Source organism: Enterococcus sp. LJL98 (genome assembly GCF_054871745.1).
On sequence record NZ_JBTXLU010000001.1, the window covers coordinates 458,423 to 479,790 of the forward strand.

At 39.6% G+C, this 21,368-nt stretch carries 18 protein-coding genes, 1 pseudogene and 1 riboswitch; of the genes and pseudogenes, 2 read left to right on the top strand and 17 right to left on the bottom strand.

Annotation, left to right across the window (positions count from 1 at the left end; all coding sequences use genetic code 11):
• Positions 1 to 10: 10 nt before the first annotated feature.
• The 13 genes from purF to ACYSNO_RS02200 all read right to left on the bottom strand — a co-directional run bounded on the left by purF (position 11) and on the right by ACYSNO_RS02200 (position 13,648).
• Positions 11 to 1,450, bottom strand: a complete 1,440-nt coding sequence (gene purF / locus ACYSNO_RS02140; RefSeq protein WP_461729412.1) for an amidophosphoribosyltransferase — start codon at positions 1,448 to 1,450, stop codon at positions 11 to 13.
• Positions 1,435 to 3,660: a phosphoribosylformylglycinamidine synthase subunit PurL gene (gene purL / locus ACYSNO_RS02145; RefSeq protein ID WP_461729413.1), complete on the bottom strand. Its 2,226-nt coding sequence runs from the start codon at positions 3,658 to 3,660 to the stop codon at positions 1,435 to 1,437. Before purL ends, purF begins: the two co-directional genes overlap by 16 nt.
• A gap of 1 nt (position 3,661) precedes the next feature.
• On the bottom strand, positions 3,662 to 4,336 hold the full coding sequence (purQ, locus tag ACYSNO_RS02150; protein ID WP_461729414.1) for a phosphoribosylformylglycinamidine synthase subunit PurQ: 675 nt from the start codon (positions 4,334 to 4,336) through the stop codon (positions 3,662 to 3,664).
• Position 4,337: 1 nt separating this feature from the next.
• A complete protein-coding gene (purS, locus tag ACYSNO_RS02155) occupies positions 4,338 to 4,592 on the bottom strand; it encodes a phosphoribosylformylglycinamidine synthase subunit PurS (protein WP_461729415.1) in 255 nt (84 codons plus the stop codon).
• A 491-nt stretch (positions 4,593 to 5,083) separates the two neighbouring features.
• Complete coding sequence (purK, locus tag ACYSNO_RS02160; protein ID WP_461729416.1) at positions 5,084 to 6,208, bottom strand: 5-(carboxyamino)imidazole ribonucleotide synthase; 1,125 nt, start codon at positions 6,206 to 6,208, stop codon at positions 5,084 to 5,086.
• Positions 6,192 to 6,680: a 5-(carboxyamino)imidazole ribonucleotide mutase gene (gene purE, locus ACYSNO_RS02165; protein ID WP_461729417.1), complete on the bottom strand. Its 489-nt coding sequence runs from the start codon at positions 6,678 to 6,680 to the stop codon at positions 6,192 to 6,194. The genes purK and purE overlap by 17 nt, the downstream gene beginning before the upstream one ends.
• A gap of 130 nt (positions 6,681 to 6,810) precedes the next feature.
• The gene (locus ACYSNO_RS02170) at positions 6,811 to 8,595 is read right to left on the bottom strand and encodes a hypothetical protein (RefSeq protein ID WP_461729418.1); all 1,785 of its coding nucleotides are present in this window, start codon (positions 8,593 to 8,595) and stop codon (positions 6,811 to 6,813) included.
• Between the two features lie 277 nt (positions 8,596 to 8,872).
• On the bottom strand, positions 8,873 to 9,454 hold the full coding sequence (locus tag ACYSNO_RS02175) for a xanthine phosphoribosyltransferase (protein WP_461729419.1): 582 nt from the start codon (positions 9,452 to 9,454) through the stop codon (positions 8,873 to 8,875).
• 67 nt (positions 9,455 to 9,521) lie between these two features.
• A riboswitch (purine riboswitch) is annotated at positions 9,522 to 9,618 on the bottom strand.
• Between the two features lie 88 nt (positions 9,619 to 9,706).
• Positions 9,707 to 10,393: a beta/alpha barrel domain-containing protein gene (locus ACYSNO_RS02180; protein WP_461729420.1), complete on the bottom strand. Its 687-nt coding sequence runs from the start codon at positions 10,391 to 10,393 to the stop codon at positions 9,707 to 9,709.
• Positions 10,394 to 10,411: 18 nt separating this feature from the next.
• On the bottom strand, positions 10,412 to 11,035 hold the full coding sequence (locus ACYSNO_RS02185) for a glycoside hydrolase family 73 protein (protein WP_461729421.1): 624 nt from the start codon (positions 11,033 to 11,035) through the stop codon (positions 10,412 to 10,414).
• 7 nt (positions 11,036 to 11,042) lie between these two features.
• A complete protein-coding gene (locus tag ACYSNO_RS02190) occupies positions 11,043 to 11,822 on the bottom strand; it encodes a M15 family metallopeptidase (RefSeq protein ID WP_461729422.1) in 780 nt (259 codons plus the stop codon).
• Positions 11,823 to 11,843: 21 nt separating this feature from the next.
• Positions 11,844 to 12,356: a hypothetical protein gene (locus ACYSNO_RS02195; RefSeq protein ID WP_461729423.1), complete on the bottom strand. Its 513-nt coding sequence runs from the start codon at positions 12,354 to 12,356 to the stop codon at positions 11,844 to 11,846.
• 332 nt (positions 12,357 to 12,688) lie between these two features.
• Complete coding sequence (locus ACYSNO_RS02200; protein WP_461729424.1) at positions 12,689 to 13,648, bottom strand: aromatic acid exporter family protein; 960 nt, start codon at positions 13,646 to 13,648, stop codon at positions 12,689 to 12,691.
• Positions 13,649 to 13,738: 90 nt separating this feature from the next.
• Here ACYSNO_RS02200 and ACYSNO_RS02205 point away from each other — a divergent pair.
• A pseudogene (locus ACYSNO_RS02205) lies at positions 13,739 to 14,203 on the top strand (FUSC family protein); the annotation flags it as partial.
• 98 nt (positions 14,204 to 14,301) lie between these two features.
• Here the strand turns inward: ACYSNO_RS02205 and ACYSNO_RS02210 are convergent.
• From ACYSNO_RS02210 to ACYSNO_RS02225, 4 genes are all read right to left on the bottom strand, one after another.
• Positions 14,302 to 17,721 carry an ABC transporter permease gene (locus ACYSNO_RS02210; RefSeq protein ID WP_461729425.1) on the bottom strand — a complete coding sequence of 1,140 codons (3,420 nt, stop codon included), beginning with the start codon at positions 17,719 to 17,721 and terminating at the stop codon, positions 14,302 to 14,304.
• Between the two features lie 7 nt (positions 17,722 to 17,728).
• Entirely contained in the window at positions 17,729 to 18,430 is a 702-nt protein-coding gene (locus ACYSNO_RS02215) for an ABC transporter ATP-binding protein (RefSeq protein WP_461729426.1), read from the bottom strand.
• A gap of 213 nt (positions 18,431 to 18,643) precedes the next feature.
• Positions 18,644 to 19,792, bottom strand: a complete 1,149-nt coding sequence (gene nagA, locus ACYSNO_RS02220) for an N-acetylglucosamine-6-phosphate deacetylase (protein WP_461729427.1) — start codon at positions 19,790 to 19,792, stop codon at positions 18,644 to 18,646.
• Positions 19,793 to 19,855: 63 nt separating this feature from the next.
• The gene (locus tag ACYSNO_RS02225) at positions 19,856 to 20,695 is read right to left on the bottom strand and encodes a helix-turn-helix domain-containing protein (protein WP_461729428.1); all 840 of its coding nucleotides are present in this window, start codon (positions 20,693 to 20,695) and stop codon (positions 19,856 to 19,858) included.
• A gap of 128 nt (positions 20,696 to 20,823) precedes the next feature.
• Between ACYSNO_RS02225 and ACYSNO_RS02230 the strand changes: the two genes are divergently transcribed.
• Positions 20,824 to 21,015, top strand: a complete 192-nt coding sequence (locus ACYSNO_RS02230; RefSeq protein ID WP_461729429.1) for a DUF2187 domain-containing protein — start codon at positions 20,824 to 20,826, stop codon at positions 21,013 to 21,015.
• Positions 21,016 to 21,368: the final 353 nt, after the last annotated feature.

Below are 21,368 nucleotides of genomic sequence, written 5' to 3' on the forward strand. Positions count from 1 at the left end.
ATTCCTCCAATTAAAATTTTGATTTTTTATCTTTCAATGATGCTTGGTATTTGGATTCATAATCATACAGCGGCGTTGGATAGTCGCCATTAAAATAAGCCATGCATAATCCGGTATACGGCGCATCAAAATTCAGTCCGATGGCATCAATCAATCCTTGTTCACTTAAAAAGGCGAGCGAATCTGCACCAAATCGCTGGTTCATTTGTTCAATCGTTAAATCAGCCGCAATTAATTCCTTTCGCGTCTTAATATCAATCCCATAAAAGCATGGGTATTTGAGCGGAGGCGAAGCAATGCGTAAATGAACTTCTTTAGCTCCTGCTTCTTTTAACAACTGAACAATTCGACGACTTGTTGTTCCTCGAACGATTGAGTCATCGACTAAAATCACACGTTTTCCCTCAACAACACCTCGAACAGCAGAAAGTTTCATTCGAACACCTTGTTCACGCAATTCTTGGGTCGGTTGAATAAAGGTTCTGGCAACATACTGATTTTTAACAAGCCCTAACTCATAAGGGATGCCCGAACGTTCTGCATAACCACTAGCGGCAGATAACGAAGAATTTGGCACCCCAATGACCATATCAGCCTCAATTGGCGCTTCTTCCGCTAAACGAATCCCCATATTTTTTCGAGCGGTGTGTACATTGACTCCAGCGATATTCGAGTCCGGACGAGCAAAGTAAATATATTCCATTGAACAAATTGCTGGCTGGACTTCTTCGGTGAAGGTCTCAATATTTAATCCTTGGTCACTAATAATCACCACTTCGCTTGGTTGAACATCGCGAACAAAGCGTGCACCGATTGCTTCCAGCGCGCACGTCTCCGAAGCAATGACGTATGCATCATTCTTCATCTGACCGATTGAAAGTGGCCGAAATCCGTTTGGATCAAGCGTGGCATACATCGCATCTTCCGTCATTAAGATATAAGCAAAGCCACCCTTTATTTGATTCAAGCTTTCTTTTAGCCGCTCTAAAAAAGTCTCCGCTGTACTTTTACGAATCAAATGCATTAAAATTTCTGTATCAGAACTCGAATGAAAAATTGCTCCTGCTTCTTCCAATTCTCGTCTTAGTGTTTTGGCATTGGTTAAATTGCCATTATGAGCCAAACTCACATCGCTATCAAAAAAACGAAATAGGAATGGTTGAATATTATCTACATGGCCATTGCCCGACGTTGCATAACGCACATGACCAATCGCTGCAGAACCACGTAGTTTATTTAAACGCTTTTCGTTTGCAAAAACTTCAGATAATAACCCTAGTCCACGCTCGCCATATAATTTTCCTGCTTCATTTGAAACGATTCCTGCGCCTTCTTGCCCACGGTGCTGCAAGTTATGCAAGCCAAAATAGGTCACACGAGCCGCCTCTTCATGTCCCCAGACGCCAAAAATGCCACATTCTTCATTCAGACTTCTTACTTCAGTAGACATGGAATCGCATCCTCCCACAATTGCTTCGCCGCTTGGGTTGCTACGTGAATCGCACCCTCTTTCGCGGTCATTTTCAGCTGACCATCTGACGTCACTGTCCCGATTTTTGTTGCGAATGTTCCTGCGAGTGTTTCAAAAGCAACTTGGTTTTCTGGTTTCACACTAAGGACGAAACGTGATTGTGTTTCTGAAAATAAAGCTTCTTTCGGCATGTCAAGCGCCACCTCTACCCCAAGACCTTGTCCAAATGCAGATTCGGCCAAGGCAATCGCTACTCCACCTTCTGCACAATCATGCGCACTTACAACAAGACCGGCTTGAATCGCAGCTAAAACAAGTGCTTGATTTTCTTTTTCTGCAACCAAGTCAAAAGGCATCAATTTCCCTTCGATTTTGCCAAGTTGAACTTTTTGAATTTCACTTCCATTGAAATCCAATCCGGTCTGTCCCACTAAATAAATCGCATCGCCGGCTGAACGAAAATCTTGTGTCGTAATATGGGCAAGGTCTTCGATAAGCCCAACCATACCAATGACCGGTGTCGGGTAAATCGCTTCGCCTTCTGTTTCGTTGTACATTGAAACGTTACCTGAAATAACCGGCGTTTCTAAGACGCGACAAGCTTCGGCGATTCCATCTGCAGACGTCCATAGTTCCCAAAAAACATCCGGTTTTTCTGGCGACCCATAATTCAAACAATCCGTCAAAGCCAATGGTTTCCCACCCGAAGCGACAATATTACGTGCCGCTTCCGCAACCGCTATTTGGCCACCAATTTCTGGATTCAAATAAAGATAACGGCTATTACAATCAACGGTCATCGCTAACGCTTTATTGGTTTCACGAATTCGAACAATCGCCGCATCGCTACCTGGTCCAACCACTGTATTTGTGCGAACTTCTGAATCAAACGTTTCGTAAACCGCTTTTTTTGAAGCGATTGTTGGTTGTTGCAATAAGGTTAGGAATGTTTCATTTGCATCAGTGATAGTCGGCATAAAGTCAGCCATTTCAGAGAATTCTTTGATCCTTGTAGGTTCTTCATAGGGTTTATAATAGGTCGGAGCATCTTCAGCGAGAGCATCGACGGGTAGATTCGCGACTTCGATTCCTTTGTGATAGAGGCGATACAAGCGGTCATCCGTTACTTCGCCAATCGTTACTGCTTCTAAACCAGCTTTTTCAAATAAATCAATTACTTCTTGTTCGGCACCTTTTTTCACACAAAGTAACATCCGTTCTTGTGATTCGGAAAGCATCATTTCATAGGCTGACATCCCTACTTCTCGTTGTGGTACCTCATCTAAATACATTTTCAAGCCAGAGCCAGCTTTTGAAGCCATTTCAGAACTAGAAGAAACCAGCCCCGCTGCCCCCATATCTTGGATTCCAATTAAAATATCACGGTGTTCTAAAATCAATTCTAAACAAGCATCCATCAATAGCTTCTCTAAGAAAGGATCTCCTGCTTGTACAGCTGAACGCTCTTGTTCTTCGTCCTCTTCAGAAAATTCTTCGGATGAAAAGGTTGCACCATGAATCCCGTCTCGTCCCGTTTTGGCACCGACATACATGATTGAATTTCCAATTCCTTTCGCTTGTCCTTTTTGAATGTCTTCATGATTTATTAGACCAACACACATTGCATTCACTAATGGATTTTTTTCATAACATGCGTCAAATTGAATTTCCCCACCTACTGTCGGGATGCCAATCGCGTTGCCATAACCGCCAAGGCCGGCCACAACTTCCTTGAAGATGTATTTGGTCCGTTCAGATTCAAGCTCACCGATTCGCAGAGAATTCAACATCGCAATCGGACGCGCACCCATACTAAAGATGTCACGAATCACGCCACCGACACCCGTCGCCGCTCCTTCATAAGGTTCAACTGCAGATGGATGATTATGACTTTCTGCTTTAAACACAACTGCTTGATTATCGCCAATGTCGACAATCCCAGCGCCTTCCCCTGGCCCTTGTAGCACTTGCGGACCTTCTGTTGGAAACTTCTTTAAAACCGGTTTTGAATTTTTGTAAGAACAATGTTCGCTCCACATGACAGAAAACAAACCAGTCTCTGTGTAGTTAGGCAAACGATGTAAAATTTCTTCTGAGATCATTCGGTACTCTTCATCCGTTAATCCCCATTGCGCATAAATTCTTTGTTCTTTAATTTCTTGTGGCGTTGGCTCGATTCGATTTGTCATTTTAAACGGTCACCTTTCCAAAATTCTTTAAGATTGAAGTAAAAAGTGCTTTGCCATCTTCTGAACCAAGCAAGGCTTCCATCGCTCGTTCTGGATGCGGCATCATCCCTAAAACATTTCCAGCTGCATTAGTGATCCCTGCGATACTCGCTAAACTGCCATTTTCATTCTCAAGGTATTTAAAAACAATTTGCTGGTTCTCTTCTAATTGCGCCAAAGTTGCTTGATCACAGTAATAATTGCCGTGAGCATGCGCAACTGGCAACTGCAAAACTTGTTGCTCGCCATAGGCCGTTGTAAATTTTGTTTGGTTATTTTCGACAACAATCGCAAGGGTCTTGCAGATAGGCTTCAAAGCTTGATTCGTTTGTAAAATTCCAGGTAGGAGATTCGCTTCAGTCAAAATTTGAAAGCCGTTTCCCACACCTAAGACCATCTTTCCCTCTTTGGCAAAGCGAATGACTTCATGCATAATCGTATCGCGACTGGCTAAAGCGCCACTGCGTAAATAATCACCGTAAGATGCCCCACCTGGCAAGATAACACCATCAAAGCCTGCTAGACTCGTTGCATCATGGCGGACGTACGCTGCTTTTTCGCCTATGATTTCTTGAATCGCCCATAGTAAATCAAGGTCGCCACTAGAACCTGGAAAAACAACGATCGCAAATTTCATGTTAGGCTTCCTCCATTGCAATAATTTCATAATGATAAGTTTCCATGTTTTCATTCGCTAATAACTTACGACAGATTTCTTCGACCACTTCTTCGACCGGACGATCCGCTTTTGCCACCTTCACTTCAAAATACTTGCCGACACGTAAATCTTCTACTTCGGTAAAACCTAAACGATGGATAGCTCCTTTAGTCGCCTCTCCTTGTGGATCAACAACCGATTCTTTGTAAGTAACATAAACTTTAACGAAATACATGTTCTTCTTCTCCTTTAATAAAAACTTTATTTTTTATTTAACGAAAAATGCTTTGACTTCCTTTTGTCATTTAATGAACGAGAGTTATTCCAATATCGTTCGTGTTTGACACTAAAAGAGAACCAGGAAATCGGACGCTCTTTTTTTGCTTTCCGCTAGAATAACAAACAAAAAATTTTTCTCTCTCTTAATTTTACGTATATTCAAGCGTTAAGTTGATTTTTAAAGCAATCTTTTTGATAAAGAACGTTTCTTTTATGTCACTATTGTATCAACTCAGAAAGTCATCCGTCAATTAATTATTTACATTTCGTTTAATATAACCTATAAACGTTCGTGTTTTTTTAACGATACAAAAAAACCTTCAAAACAAGAGACCTGCCTCTTATTTTGAAGGTTGCTGCTTTCAGTTGAACATAAGGGGAAAAACATTGATGATCCTGACAACAGGTTTGATTGGTTCCATTTTTTACAAACCACCAAAATGACACTTACCAAATACCTGTTTGGTCAATCTCCGCTTTTGTTTGCATTAAGTCTGCGGTTACAATTGTGATATGGCCCATCTTCCGACCCTTTTTACTTTCTTTTTTTCCATAATAATGAAATTGCCAGTTCGGCTGTTGGGAAATTAATCCATATGTTTTCTCTAAATCTTCTCCTAAAATATTGACCATAATAGCTGGCGATAGCAGTTCTACTTCACCTAAAGGCCAGCCACAAATTCCACGAATATGCGCATCGAATTGACTGATATTACAAACTTCGATTGAATAATGTCCGGAATTATGAGGACGCGGAGCGAGTTCATTGACATAAATGCTTCCAGATTCTGTCAGAAAAATTTCAATCGCTAAAACACCGTGCAAGTTGACTGCTTTTGCAATCACTTTTGCTATCCGTGTCACTTCTTTTGCGACTTCATCTGAAATACCAGCTGGTACAATCGTTTGATGCAAGATATTCTTCCGATGAATATTTTCAACAATCGGAAAAGTCATAAATTCGCTCCCGTTTCCTGCCACCATAATCGATAATTCTTTTTCAAAAGGAATCCAAGCTTCTAGCTCGCACGTACCTTCACGTAATAGATTCATTGACGGCGCCAAATCAGACATATTTTTTAAGACGTATTGTCCTTTTCCATCATAGCCACCGCGAGTGGTTTTTAAAACACAAGGATAACCAATACTTTCAATCGCATCTTGAATATCAGTTGGATTAATAATTGTAGAATAAGGTGCAATTACAACGTTATTGGCTTCTAAAAAGGATTTCTCCATTAAACGATCTTGTGTAATTGCCAAAAGATCGGTCCCTTGTGGTACTGGAACGATAGACGTAATCGTACTCAAGGCTTCCACATTCACATTTTCAAATTCATACGTCACGACATCACTACGTCTCGCCATTTCTTCAAGGGCTAGAACATCGTCATAATCGGCTAATAAATGCCAATCTGCGATTTGTGCAGTTGGGCAATTTTCAGCTGGATCGAGCACTCCGACTTGAAAACCCATTTTTTTTGCACTCATTGTTAACATTTTTCCTAACTGACCGCCACCAATAATTCCAATGGTTGATCCGGGCATTAGCGGTTTAACCAAGTTGATCACTACTTTCTATCGCAATTTCTTTCATTGCGTTTCGATTGTTTTCAATTTTTTTCGCAATATCTAAATCATACATCGAAAGCATCTGAGCTGCAAGAATTCCAGCATTTCTTGCACCCGCTTTTCCAATCGCGGTCGTCGCAACCGGAACCCCCGCAGGCATCTGAACGATTGAGAGCAAGGAATCTAGCCCGCTTAAGGCTCGTGATTGAACCGGGACACCGATGACTGGTAAAGTCGTTTTAGCTGCAACCATTCCTGGCAAATGAGCCGCTCCACCTGCACCCGCAATAATCACTTTTATCCCTCTATCTCTTGCTTTTTCTGCAAAAGAAAACATTAAATCAGGTGTCCGATGCGCCGAGACGACTTTTTTTTCGTACGAAATTCCTAAGGCCTCTAACTCCAAACAGGCTTCTTCCATTGTTTCCCAATCAGAAACGCTTCCCATGATGACTGCTACTTGTGGCTTCATTCTTTTTCCCCTTTTATGCTTATTTTAGGCTTATTCTAACAACCAAAACCTTAAAAGTCAAAGAGATATCGAATATTAATCCATCCAAATGATTCATCGTTCGCTTATTAGAGAAGTCATCTCAGAATTATTAGGTATTTGAAAAACTTTTTCTACCTGAAGCACGACGCGTTGAGTTGCTTTTTCCTTTTTTTATCTTTTTTCCAATGACATAAACAAGGACGAGTACGATCGTTCCCATTTTAATCCAAAGAACGAGTCTTAAGGGAAAAAGTGGTTCGTATCCCACCTCAACAACATTTTGCCCTTTTTCAGCCGCTACAATCAACGTACCGAACTCGGTGGTATCATATGCCTCTTTTGGCAACAACTTGCCATTCAATTTCACGCGACTATTTTGATAAATAATAATTGGTACCAACTTAGAATTCGACTCTTCGTTTTCCCAACTTAATTTGATTTCTCCTTGATCGGTAATTTCTCGTTCAAAACCGACTTGGTTGTTTAGAATCGTCTCTCGATATTTTTTATACGATTCTAACGATTCAAAATCCCTACTATCTGTAATCGCCCGCTCTTTTTTCATTGGCAAATAATCAGAGGTCCCTTTTTGAATAGTCTTTAAAGCGTATGATAAGTCGGAACTTCTTAAATGGTTCCTAATTTCTTTCGCCGTGTAGCTTGAAGAATTGTTTCCCATAGACAATGGATCACGTAGCCATTTTTGCGCATTTGCTTCCATCTGTAAATGAGCCGAACTACTAATTAAGATGGTGAGCGTTAGCAAAGTCGCAGTCACCATTTTTTGTTGAGGCAACTGAAATGACTGTTTGATTCGACCGATTTCATCAAAAAAGACAACCGGTAGTAGAATAAAAGCAACGATACTCAAGCGAAAGGGGAATTGAAGCATCGTTAAAGCTGGAATCAATTGCATGAGTTTATCCCATGGAAAGATTGTCGTTGAAACCAAAAGAAAGAAGGCACCAACACCGGTCATTAATCGATTTAATAAACAGATTTCGGTTCGATTGAGAAGCACATAGACTATCAAAAAAATAAAAGGAAAGCCAAACAATAGCCCTAGCGTATGGTTTCCATTGATTGCTCCGACATCTAGCTTTAAGGACTCTAAAAGAAAAGAATCAGGAATATAGGGGCGTAATAAATGATTGGTTAAAGAGACTTCAAAATATGCGATGAGTGTATTTAAGGACATGAGTATCGTGAGTCCAACTGCTAAAAAAGCACTTCCCAACCATTTTCCTTTATTTCCTGCTTTAAAAAAACTAACCAAATAAAACGGTACAATCGCAACCACACCAATCAAGGCACTCAACACATGGGTATTTAATAATAAACTGACTGAGATGGCAAGATTAACGACATGTATCGGTTTCCTTTTATCCGTCACCGCTCGGATTGCTTGGATAAAAACAAATGGGAGCAAAGCAGAACCCCACCCCGAAAAACCTTGAGCGCGCACATAATAAATCACACCTGCACAAGACATATAGAAACTGGCAGCCATGATTGCATAAAGTTGTTCCATTTTGAGTTTGCGCGCAACGGCGTAGGTCCCCATTCCTGCAACAAACAAACAGAAAAAGGAACTAATTAATTGGAATTTCAACCAAGATTTTGTCAGGTACAAAAGAATGCCGTTGATAAAAGCCATGTCATAGCCATATAAAGCATTAACAATTCTTCCGCTACCATTAAAACCATAGAGACTTTGAAAATAATTGAATTTCCCCGTTTCGATTTGCTGCGCAACTTCATAAAAACGATTATAGTGAAAAGACATGTCCGAGCCTAATGGTACAAACCCAACGTAGATTTGAGGCAATAAAATAAAGATTGCGATCAAAGCGATCGCAGTGATTGGGATAAGATACTTCCTTCGTTTTGTCATTTTTTTCCCTTCTTACTTTTTACTATTCGTCCGATTCATCGGGTTTTCCAAAGAATTCAGAACCTATTAATAGTATACCGTAAGGGTGCCTCCTGAACAGATATCTTTGAAAAAAAAAACCTTTTTATTGCCTTTTTTTTGATCTTTTGAGTCTAAGATTTTAAGAATGCTCCTTATTTCATGTCCTCAATCAGAAAATAAGAAAGGCAACATTCAAACTTGAGAGTCGTTTGAACGCCGCCTTCCTTATTTTCTTATACGTTATCGCTCATTGTTTTTAAGCGTCCGCTTCTAAAAAGGTTACTTTCCCTTCTTTTAACGATTCAATTCGAGCTAAAGAGACAACTTGAATCCCCATTTTCTCCAATAATTCACGGCCATCTTGAAAGGATTTTTCAATTAAGATCCCTAGCCCTTCCACTGAAGCTCCTGCTTGTTGACAAAGCTCAATCAACCCTTTTGCCGCTTGCCCATTGGCTAAGAAATCATCAATGATTAAGACATTATCAGATTCATTTAAAAACTTACGCGAAATTGAAATCGTACTGGTTACTTGCTTCGTAAACGAATAAACGGAAGCCGTTAACAGTTCTTCATTCATTGTTAAACTCTTTGATTTCCGAGCAAAAATCATCGGAACATTTAGTTTTAAGGCACAAAAAATGGCAGGGGCAATGCCTGAAGATTCAATCGTAACCACTTTGGTAATGTTGCGATTTTCAAAAACCTCAGCAAAAAGATTACCCATTTGTTCCATTAACAAAGGGTCGACTTGGTGATTAATCAGGCTATCGACTTTTAGGACACCTTCACCGAGCACATCTCCATCTTGTTGAATTCGCTTCACTAATTCTTCCATTTCCAACTAACTCCCTTTTTTCTCAAAATAAAAGACACCTTTTTGCGACAATAGCAAAAAAGGTGCCTCGAACACTTTTTTTACTTATAGTCCAGTATTTGCGGCACCGGGTAGAGACTGTCGACCAATTACGACTATATATAAGTAATGACTAATTATGAAAAACACAATGATTATTATCTCGTGAAATACTTAAAAAAACAAGTCTTAATCATGGAGTTTCCTCGATTTCACCGATTTTTTCATTTGTTTTTAACCTTCAAACGCCATCCGCTCTTTTTCACGGTAGTCTTCCATTTTTTTACTAAAGAGTTTCCCATTTGAAGGTGGCGTATAAGTAATCGCATTGGCACCTGCTTGAATTGCTTCTCGAATCGTTTCTTCTGTCGGTCCTCCCGTAGCGATAATCGGCAACTCGGGATACTGTGCGCGAAAATAACGAACGACTTCTGCTGTTTTTTTCCCAGCACTAATATTAATAATTTTAACTCCGGCTTGAATTTTTTCATCAATAAATGTGTACTTACTCGTCACCGTACTCACAACTGGAATATCAACGACTTGACAAACTTCACGAACAGTCTCAATTGGCGTAGGACCATTTAAGACCACACCAATCGAACCTTGCGCTTCAGCAAAAAGGCTCATATAACCCGCTCTCGTTCCTTGCGTGAGACCTCCACCAACACCAGAAAAAACCGGAATATCAGCAGCTTCGATAATACTTTTTGTAATCGCCGGATGAGGGGTAAAAGGGTAAACAGCAATCACTGCATTCGCATTCGTATTACGGATGATCGCAATATCTGTCGTAAAAATAATCGAGCGGATTTTTTTACCAAAAATGACAATCCCACTTGCTTCATCAATCGCTTCTGGCACGCGTACAATATCTTTTCTTAACTCTGTCGTAATATTGGGTATAAATTTCTTTGTCATATTTCTGATCCTCCAACCCTAATCGTACTGATTTAATTCGTAGGTTTCAATAACATGGATAACCTTATTGGCATATTCGGGATCGGTTGCATACCCTGCTTCTTGCAAAGCAATCGCTGCTTCTCGATAGTTCGTTGCAGTTAAAACTTTTTCATATTTATTCGGACTCCAATCGACGCCATTTACAAACAACATCGTGTGATCCGTCATGGATTCTTCCCAGCTTTGATACACTCGAAAATCCCCTTGGATAGTAATCCATTGTTCATTAACATATTCTTGTGTATCCAGAGTCACTTTCTCCGGATGTCCAAAAGATTTAATACCGAATAAATTATTGTATTCACTAGCTAATTGACTGATTCCCCAGTTTGATTCCAAAATCCCCTGACCGATAATAATGCTCGGTAACACGCCATAACCTTCTTGTAAACTTTTTGCATGAGGCAACAGACGTTCAATAAATGCTTCTTTTGACAATGCTTGTGTCACCTCTGCTTGAGAAACCTCTCTTCCAACCCCTATTTCCGTTTCTAGTAAACTCTTTAACGAAAAAATAAAGGAGAGGAAAATAAATAATAAACCTGCTAATATCGCCGGAAATCTTAATCGATTCTTTTTTCCAGTTTGTCTTTTCTTCATTTTACCACTACTTTTCTTTTACTAAATCTAAATATTCCTCTAAACATAATTCATTTTCTTCAATATAGCGAGCGTGTTCGACGCCCACATAACGAAAATGCCAAGGTTCAAAATGAATCGCCGTTTGTTTTTCTTTTCCTTGAGGGTAGCGTAAAATAAAGCCGTATTCACGGGCATGCGCAGCCAACCATTTGGCACCTGGCGTCTGGGCATAATCAGCGTCCAACATTTCCTCTGGGTAATTCATGGACCACTCTTCATCAACGATATCGATTGCCAAGCCCGTATGATGTTCGCTAAATCCCGGTTCTGTCGAAGTTTCTTTCACTTTTTTCAAGGCTTCTTCTTCTGAATATCCCTGACTGATCCATTGATTCAAATACTCTTGAAAAATCTGTTCCTGATAAGAGATTGAACGATAGGCAGAGACTAAAACTAATGGAAATCCTGCCGCCTCCGCAGCTTCGTTTAACTGTGTATAGGCCGCTTCAATCCGGCGATCAATCATCATCCCGTTTGATAGAGTCAGAAACGTTTCCTCTGGAATATCTGATTCCAATGGCGACTGCGGACTGACTAAGCGTAAATTCCAATCGTCTCTTTGGCCATCAGGTAATGCCACTTGAGGTGCTTCTTTGGTTTTCATTTCTTTCGGGTGTTCAATCATTGCCGTTTCCTCTCCCTCGGTTGAAACATAAGGACGAGTGACAAAACGATTGGTTACATAAATTAATAAACAACCGATAATGATTAAAACACTATAACTGATTCCTTTTTTTATTTTCAATCTTGATCCCTCAAATAATTATTATTGTACATAGGCACTCTCTAGCTCTTCATTTACCCAATCAAGTAACGCAACTTTTTGACTAACGACTTGCTGTTGAATCGCTGCAGGTAATCGGAAGTTAAGCACATCGTCAAAGCCCCACTCATCGTATTGCAAACTTACTCGTAAATCAATAAAGTGTTCTTTTTTTTCTTCTTCTTTTAATTGCTGAAATTCAACCACCCCACAATTGGTGTTTAACCACTTTTGAGCGATTTTAATTTTTAACTTCTTATACTCTGATACGGCAATCTGACGTTTTTCAGGGTAAATGATCGTCTGACGTAAAATCTTTTGTAACAACATCCATTCATAATCACTAAAAATATTTTTTATTTTCTGGTTTTCTTCTGGGCTAAGGCTTAAGACACCTTTTTTCCATTGAAGCCATTTTTCTTCTGATAACCCAAGATATTCTCGATAAAAGGCACTTTCAGAAGTATATTTTTCAAAGATTCCACTCAAAACCAACTCAATATAGATTGCATGCATTTCGTCTTCCTCCTCTACTTATTTTACTTTCTTTTACACAGAAAAGAAACACATTAAAATAAATCTTAAAAAGTTTGTGACACTAATCGTATTATAACCTAGGAATTCGATTTAGGGAAAAATATCAATCGAATAAACCCGGAACAAAAAAACACAACTCTTGCAATCGGAAGATAAAAATACTGATAATCAGCTTGTTTTTCCACAAAAGACAGGATTGAACCAAATGCCGCTTCATTTGAAGTCTTTTTAACCGTCAAATAAAGGAATGCTCTTCCTTTTTGTTGACGCAAATCATCACCGTTTAAAACAAGAGAACTTACGATTCACCATTAAAAAATTTCTTGTTGTTTCATATAAAAGGCCGCTTTAATTTCAATGAAATCTTTATAGGTTTGTAAGTATTGGAACAATCGAGCGCGACTTTCAAACTCTTGTCGATCCTTTGGCAAAGGTTTTCCACGATAACTTTCGATCACTAAATCGATATTTCTCAAAATTTGTTGCCCATCATTTTTTTCAGACAACGTTTGTCCGGTATTTGTCAATAAAATGCGTAAATCTTCCACTAATGCTTCTTCTACTTGAATCTCATCTAAAAGGTAAATCATTGTTTTAATCAATTCGACTTGTGATCTTCGCATCACAAAATAATCTTCATAATACCAATTATCAGAAAGTAAGTGGTTTTCTTGATAGAGTTTCGATTGTTTTTGACCTCGACGAATCTGTTCTAGCAAACGGTCACAAGACTGCAACAAACTCGAACCATCTTTTTGATTTAATGTCGCTGCCATTTCTAAAAAAATCGCTCGAACACTCGCTTCTAATTTTTGTTGCTCTTCTTTGATTCGTGCTTCTAAATTGGGCATATAAAGATTCATTAAAAGTGCAAAACCTACACCCAGTCCCATTAATAAAAACTCATTCAAAATCAAGGTCCAGGCGAAGCTTTGTTCGAGCATGTAATGCGTAACTAACACGGAGGTAACCACAATCCCATCCGTTAACCCAAACCTTACTGTAACTGGAATAAAAAAGAATAGATACAGTGCAAAACCTAGTGCGGTGTAACCTAACAAGTGAAAAGCGATAAACGCTAATCCAGTGGCTAAGGCCAAAGAAAGGAGTCGAGCAAGCCCCGTCTCTAGAGATTTTTTCTTCGTATTTCCTACACTTAAAATTGCAATGATACCCGCTGCAGGACTATAATGTAAGCCTAAATATTCTGCTAGTAACATCGCCAACAAACAAGCGATGACTGTTTTAATTGTTCGTAATCCAAACCTCATGATCGTCCCCCTTTTTCGTTTAAATTGCCTCTTTTCACTAGTTATTCCTTTTTCTTTTGGTTAAAATAGAAAGAAAGGAAGTGATTATAAATGAATTTCGGCCGTTTTCGCATCGGTATGCGGACCATCAAGTCTTCACTAGCGGTGATGATCTGTATTTTATTGTTCCACTTTACCCATCGCGGAGAAGCAATGATCGCTGCACTCTCCGCTGTATTTTCACTTAGACAAGATTTACCCACTACCTTAAGCTTTGGCAAGTCACGCATCTTAGGCAATTTAATTGGTGGGATCACTGCCATGGCCTATGTCTTTGTTCAGAGCCTGGCCCAACAATCTTTTCCACTTGAGCTTTTGCTTGTCCCGCTGGCAGTGGCTTTTGTTATCATCCTATCTGATGGTGTGAATAACCACGCGGGAATCATTTCTGGTGTTGCCACGTTGTTATTAATCACCTTAAGTTCTCCAGGGGACGAACCACTAAACTACGCTTTTCAACGTGTCATCGATACTTTTATTGGGACCTTAATTGCCGTTGGACTCAATACCTTCCTTCCACTAACAAGTTTAAAAAACAGTGAGCCTTCCAGCTAGCTTGGAGAAGAAACCTTCTTTTCTCCAAAGCTAGCTCATCGTGGAAAGTTGACTGTTTTTTAGTCGTTAGACTTTAATGCTTCGATCATATCGACTTTTTTTAACTTTTGATACATCACAAAACCGACGACAATCGTAAAGAAAATCGTAATAATGCTCGAATACAAATAGCTTAAGACATGGATCTTAGGTGAAAACATCAACATATCTAGTTCAACCGTTTGTAATACATATCGATGGAGAATTTGACCAAACACTAATCCACCAGTAATTCCAAAGATGGTTAAAAAGATATTTTCACGATAAATGTACATTGTCACTTCTTTATTGTAAAAACCTAAAACCTTGATGGTTGATAACTCTCGAATTCGTTCTGAAATATTAATGTTGTTTAAATTATACAACACAATAAAAGCAAGTAGACCGGCAGAAATAATGAGTACCCAAACGACAATATTTAGCACTTCTGTCGTGTCATCTAATGCCGTCGATGAATCCGATAAGAACGTCACATTTAAGACTTGTTTTTCTTTCATTAATTCGTTTGCAATTTTGGTTTCTGTTTCTTTAGATAACTCTTTGCGGAATAATAATAAATCCGTATTAAAATCTGGCGTTTTTCCAAAAACTTTTTGATAATAAGCAGGCGTCACGTAAGCAAAGTGCCCCACATAGTTTTCAACAATATTTGTAATTTCTAATTGAAATGTTTCTTGGTCGCTATTTTCCAGAGTGAGTTGATCTCCAATCCGTAAGTCGAATAAAGTTGCGAGCTTTTCATTGATTACTGCCCCCTCTTCTTCCAAAGAGTAGACTGCTTTCGTTTTCCGATCGGTAAAGGAGACAAAGTCAGCGAGTCGATTCGGTTCTTCTGGTACATAAACTGTGACCTCTTGATTGTTTTTCCCTAATTGTTTTAACATTAGATTTTCTGAAGCAATTCCTAAATGGCTTTCTATTCCAGGCAACTGTTGACGTGTCTCCTGATAATGTTTTTCTTCTTTTTCTGTTGCATCTGTATCAAAAGTCACGATCCCTTGATAGCGCCAAACTTCGTTAAATTGAATAGGCACAATGTCACCTATCGAATTTTTCAACCCAAAACCTGTTAAAATCATCGCCGTACATCCAGCAATTCCAAAAACAGTCATAAACATTCGCGCTTTATAGCGGAACAAATTGCGCATTGTCACTTTTTGATTAAAATTCAAACGCCGCCACAAGGGACGAATCCGCTCAAGTAAAATGGTCTTCCCCGCTTTTGGTGCCTTCGGACGCAGGAGAGTTGCAGGATTACTTATTAAATCGACTCGTAAAACAATTAAGGAAACGCCAACCGTACAAAACAAACCCACAACAAACGCAATCAATGCGTAAGTCAGGTGCCAAGGAGTCGAAAAACTCCCCATACTATAGAGTTGCCCATAAGCATTAATAATGATGACCGGAAATAAATAAAAACCAACAACCAAGCCCAGCAAGGTGCCTGCTAGCCCTGCTGCCAAAGAATAAATTAAAAACTTTTGAGCCACTTCCCCATTTTTATAACCTAATGCTTTATAGGTTCCAATTTCCACACGCTTTTCCTCAATCATCCGGCCCATCGTTGTCAAACTAACCAAAGCCGCAATCAAGAAGAAGATAGTAGGAAAGACCGTCGCAATGGACGAAATTCGATTCGCATTCTCCTCATACTCTAAATAACCAGGATGATCCTCACGTGTTCGTACGGTAAAGCTTGCTGGTGATAGTTCTGCTAGTTTTTCTTTTTCTTTATTCAAAGTTTGTTGCGCTTTTTTCAATTCTGGTAACTTTTCATCGCGTAGCTGTTCAAATGCCTGCCGCTCTTGCTCATAGGTCGCTCGTCCTTCTTTAAAGGCTGCTTCCCCATCTGCTAATTGCTTTTGCCCACGCTCACGTTCCACTGCCAATTGCGCTTTCCCTTGACTTAATTGTTCACGCGCCTCGTCGAGTTGTACTTGTCCTGCTTCTAGGGCCAAACGACCGGCATCTAATTGTGCCTGTCCCGCTTCAATCGCCTGTTTCCCAGCCTCTAGTTCCTCTTGTTGTTGCACAAGATTCGCAAGTAATGCTTGCGTTTCAGTAAGTTGCTGTTCAATCAATCGACCGAGTTCCCGAATCCCGGCTTCTGTTTCTCTTAAATTTTCCAGCGTTATTTCCGTAATCAATCGCTCGAGCCACTCAAAATCGCCCGCATCATTTGGCAGCAGTCCTTGCAATTGACGAAGCAGTGTTTGAACTTCAAGTAAAACTTGGCTTTTCTCCTCCTCTGTTAACTCTTGCATTTGATCAAAAAGTAGTAGTAGCTCTTGATAGATCACCTGGGCTTCTTCCAATTGAAGGCGTGCCATTTCGAATGCGGCTTGTTGTTCGTATAATTGTGCCAATTGCTCTTCATAGGCCGTTAATTTCCCACTATTTCGATCCAACTCACGCTGTTTTTCATTCAGCTTTGCTTGTTGCAGCCGCAACTCTTTTTGCGCTTCTCGTAACGAGGCACTTTGCGTTTCGATTTCTGCTTGACCTTTTGTTATCTCAGCCTGAAATCGCGCGCGCCCATCGGTCAATTCTGCTTCAGCCTTTTCTAATTCTTTTAAAGCCACTGCTAATTTTTTTTCACCATCCGCAATTTGTTGTTCTGCCTTTGTTAATTCTGCTTGGTTTTTCTCAATTTCTTTATGCGCGATTTGACGAATTTCATCCAGCCGTCCCTGCTTTCGCGGTTCGAGTATTCTCTGGATGGTTTCTTTGTTTTCTTCCATCTTTGCTTCATATTCCTTTGAATAAGCGGTTTGATCCCTAACATTGTTAAATGTTAACAAAGCTCGACCAAAGGCATCCATCTGAAAATTTTCTTTTGGAAGATAAGCAAAAGCTGCAATGGAGCCATTACCGATATTCGTATTTCCTCTTTTCGAGTTATCGATAAATTCTGGACTTTGAACGAAACCAACGATTTTGTATTCTCGTTGTTTTAATTGGTTTTCTGGATCATCTTTTTCTTCAATCTTAAAGGAGTCACCTACTTTGTATTCCTTTGTTTCAGCGAACATGCGATCGAATACGATCTCGTTTTCTTTTTTAGGGTATGCGCCTTCTGTTAAAACAAGGTGGTTAATTGAACTTTCTTGATCAAAGCTAAAAAAACGAATCACTTGGTTTTGTTGGCTAAGAAATAAATCAAGCACATATTCTAAAACGACCTCCTCCACTTGCTTTACTTCAGAAAGCTGTTGTTGATCTTCTTCTGAAAAACCTAAAGAGGAGTAAAGGCTCAAATCAACCAAACGAGTGTCTTTGTAGTAGGCATCCGCCGAGCGGATCATATCTGGGCCTGTCGCTCCGATACCAACAAAAAATGCGACCCCTAAAAAAATAATCCCTAAAATCGATAAAAACCGCGTTGGCGAATCTTTCATTTCTCGTAAACTTGTTTTTAGTAATGCTTTTTTTTTCATCTCACACCTACCATTCAATTTTCGCAATCGGCATTGGTTGTTCATTTACTTCGATACTGCGAACTTTTGCATCATTCATGCGCACGACGCGATTTGCCATCGGAGCGATCTGTGAGTTATGGGTGATTATAACGACTGTTGTTCCTGTTTTTCTAGCAGCGTCTTCTAAAATCTGTAAAATCTGTTTGCCTGTTTCATAGTCCAATGCTCCCGTAGGTTCATCACACAATAAGAGTTTCGGTCGTTTTGCCAAGGCCCGTGCAATCGTTACTCGTTGTTGTTCTCCACCTGATAATTGAGCAGGAAAATTATTCATCCGATGACCTAATCCCACTTGTTGTAAAACGGCTTCGGGATCAAGGGCATCTTCTACAATTTGTGAGGCGAGTTCCACATTTTCTTTTGCGGTCAAATTTGGGACCAAATTATAAAATTGAAAGACAAAGCCCACATCATTGCGCCGATAGGTTGTTAGCTCCTGATCATTGAAACCCGCGATGTCAACACCGTCAATCAAAATCTCACCGCTATCGCAACTATCCATGCCCCCTAACACATTTAAAACGGTCGATTTTCCCGCACCACTTGGGCCTAAGATGACAGCGACTTCTCCTTTTTCAATTTGAAAGGTAACGTTATCATTTGCGATAATTTCGGTATCGCCCATTTGGTATTTCTTTACTGCATTTATGACTTCTATATAGCTCATCTGCGTCGTCTCCTCGCTCCTCTTTGCTTCACCTATTGTATCATAATCTTTCTTTTGATTGAAATAAGACTCTAGGGGGTTACCGAACAAAAGAACGTGCCAACACATCTTTTATCAAAATCGCTAGACAAAAAAATAAGCGAAAATCAACAGATACTTAAAAAGACTGCGACAAAAGTCACAGCCCCTTTTTTTAATCATCTTTCCTGCTTCTTATTTCTCGCTGAATCTTTTTACCCCATCTAAATAAGTAGCCGCTAACGTCATATCCGGATTTAAAACAATGAAGTCTGCTTCTCGACCGGCTTTGATTGCCCCACAAACTTCATCCAACTTACAACTTACTGCTGGAACATAGCTTCCCATTAAAACAGCCTCTTCCGGCGTTGCTAAACCCCAATCCACTACATTTTTAATTGCTTCTTTTAGTTTTAAAATACTTCCAGCCAAGTTTCCTTCAGCCATCCGAACCGTTCCATCTTTTACAATCACTGGGAATTCACCTAAAATATAATCACCATCTGGCATACCACCAGCCATCATACAGTCAGTAATCAAAGCCACATGGTCATGTCCTGCTTGGTCAATTAGGACTTCCGCTGCTTGTGGATGGACATGGTGCCCATCACAAATTAGTTCTGAAAAAACATCATTTAGGGTCATTAAAGCGCCAACCATTCCCGGTTCTCGATGATTTAATCCTCGCATCCCGTTAAAGGCATGAACAAATACGCTGGCTCCTGCATCAACTGCTTCGGTTGCTTGCGCCAAAGTCGCATTACTATGACCCAAGGCCACAACCACGCCTTCTTTCGTCACAGCTTCAACAAATTCTTTCACCCCTTCACGCTCAGGTGCCAGGGCAATTTTTTTAATGATTCCGCCTGAAGCTGCTTGCCATTCATTAAAAATTTCAAGACTTGGATCACCAAAATAAGATGGATTTTGTGCCCCTTTAAATTCTTCTGTAAAGAAAGGTCCCTCAAAATAAATCCCCTGTATTTTTGCACCAGTCACTTCTTCTTTCACCCGGCCAATTGTACCTGCAACTTCTGTTAACAATTCACGACTTGAAGTTAAGGTCGTCGGTAAAAAAGAAGTCACTCCACATGAAAGTAAAGCTTCAGACATTACTTTTAGTCCCTCGGCATCATTATCCATCACATCATGATTCATATAGCCATGAATGTGGGTATCGACCAATCCCGGTCCAATCCATTGACCACTGTGATCGATAATCTCACTATTTTCAGGAACTGACGTCGAGTATTCACCAAATTTCCCATCAATCATTTCTAAGTAGCCTTTGCCTTTTGTTCCTGAATGAAAAAAGAATTTATCTGCTAATATAAATGTTCTCATTTTTTTCGCTCCTCTTATTCGTTACTATCCTTAAAGTACTCTTATTCTTTTTTAAAGTCAAGGTTACTCCCGTGATTTAAAGGGACTAATTTTCCCAACTTGTTGCGCCAACTCACGCATTTTTACCGCGGCTGTTTTCTGCTGGCATTTTTCCAAAACAAGACTATTGAGTTCGTACAACTCTTCTAAATAGTAATAACTACAAAAATGCTCGACCAAACGCAACCCTTCATTAATTACGGCTAAGGACTCACCGTACTTCTCTTGTTCGTAAAGTAGTTCACCATAATGGTAGCAAACTTTGATTAACTCAAAGGTTTTTCTTTCATGAGGGAGCTTTTGTAAAAAGGTATAACTTTTTTCAAGTTCTTTTGTCGCTTGTCGCAATTGACCACTTGACTTAAGCACATAACCTAGACAACTTAAAATTCGAATCTCCGTCGTCGATACAAACACCTTATCTTGATTATAAGTATAAGAAAGTCCTTTTCTTAGCGACTGAATCGCACTTGCATGTTGATTTTCAACAAAAAACTCACAGCTCCCTAAATAATAATAATATAACTGTAGATCGGTTTCTAAAAAGAGTGAATCTAGAAATTCAGGTTCAGAAAGGATCAACATCATTTCCTTATACTTTTGCCTGACAAAATAATGATGAATTCGTTGAAATTTTTCACTTCTCTGGTGGATATCTGTTGCCTGCGAGAGCAACAACTGATCCACTGTAATATTTAACCGTTCGCATATTTGATGTAAGACAACCACATTTGGCAACTCTTCATTGTTTTCAGCCCGACTAATCACACTTTGCGCGCAGATATCGGCCGCCAACATCTTTTGGGTCAATTGTCGTTCACGCCTCAAATGTCGAATCGTTTCGCCAATTGATTCTTTTTGCACTCGCCTTCGCCTCCTAAAAATGCGGATTTGCATTTTTCATTTTTTCTATTTTAGCACATAATGTGGCTACAGATACGATTTATTTAAAATACTTTCGCAAATTTGCTAATGGATTAGGAGTGGTTTTTATGGAAACGCAAACAATTGAACTGCAAACCAACGTTACTTTTACATGGGAAGAGATTCGTTTATTCGGGGCAATTGAAAAAGAGTATGAAAATTCTTTTTTAATTCAAATCATTGATCCTTCCAAAGATATTATGGAAAAATACAACGGTCGAATGGTTGTTAGCAAAAAGATTTGTGAAATGATTGTTTGAGAATCGAATCCCGTTACGCCTCCAAAAGCGATGGACTACATTCAGCTTGTGGAGGTTTTTTTCTATATTTGTCCTCTTTTCTATTCGATATTAATCGGTGGGGCTCTTGGTAATTTGAACAGACGTCCAATGCTTTCGCCTTTGATTTCAATGTTTTATAAAAAGCAACAGACAAGCCATGGGATCAATCGCAACGAAAAATGAGGCCATGACAGTTGTCATAGCCCCAGGCCAATTTTATGAAGGTTTGACGGATAAACGGGAAACAAAGGGCTCATCTTCGCGTAATTCGAGCAATAAAAAAGCCAGTAGTTCAATTTTTTTCCAGTATCTCATAAAACCACGACTCTTGT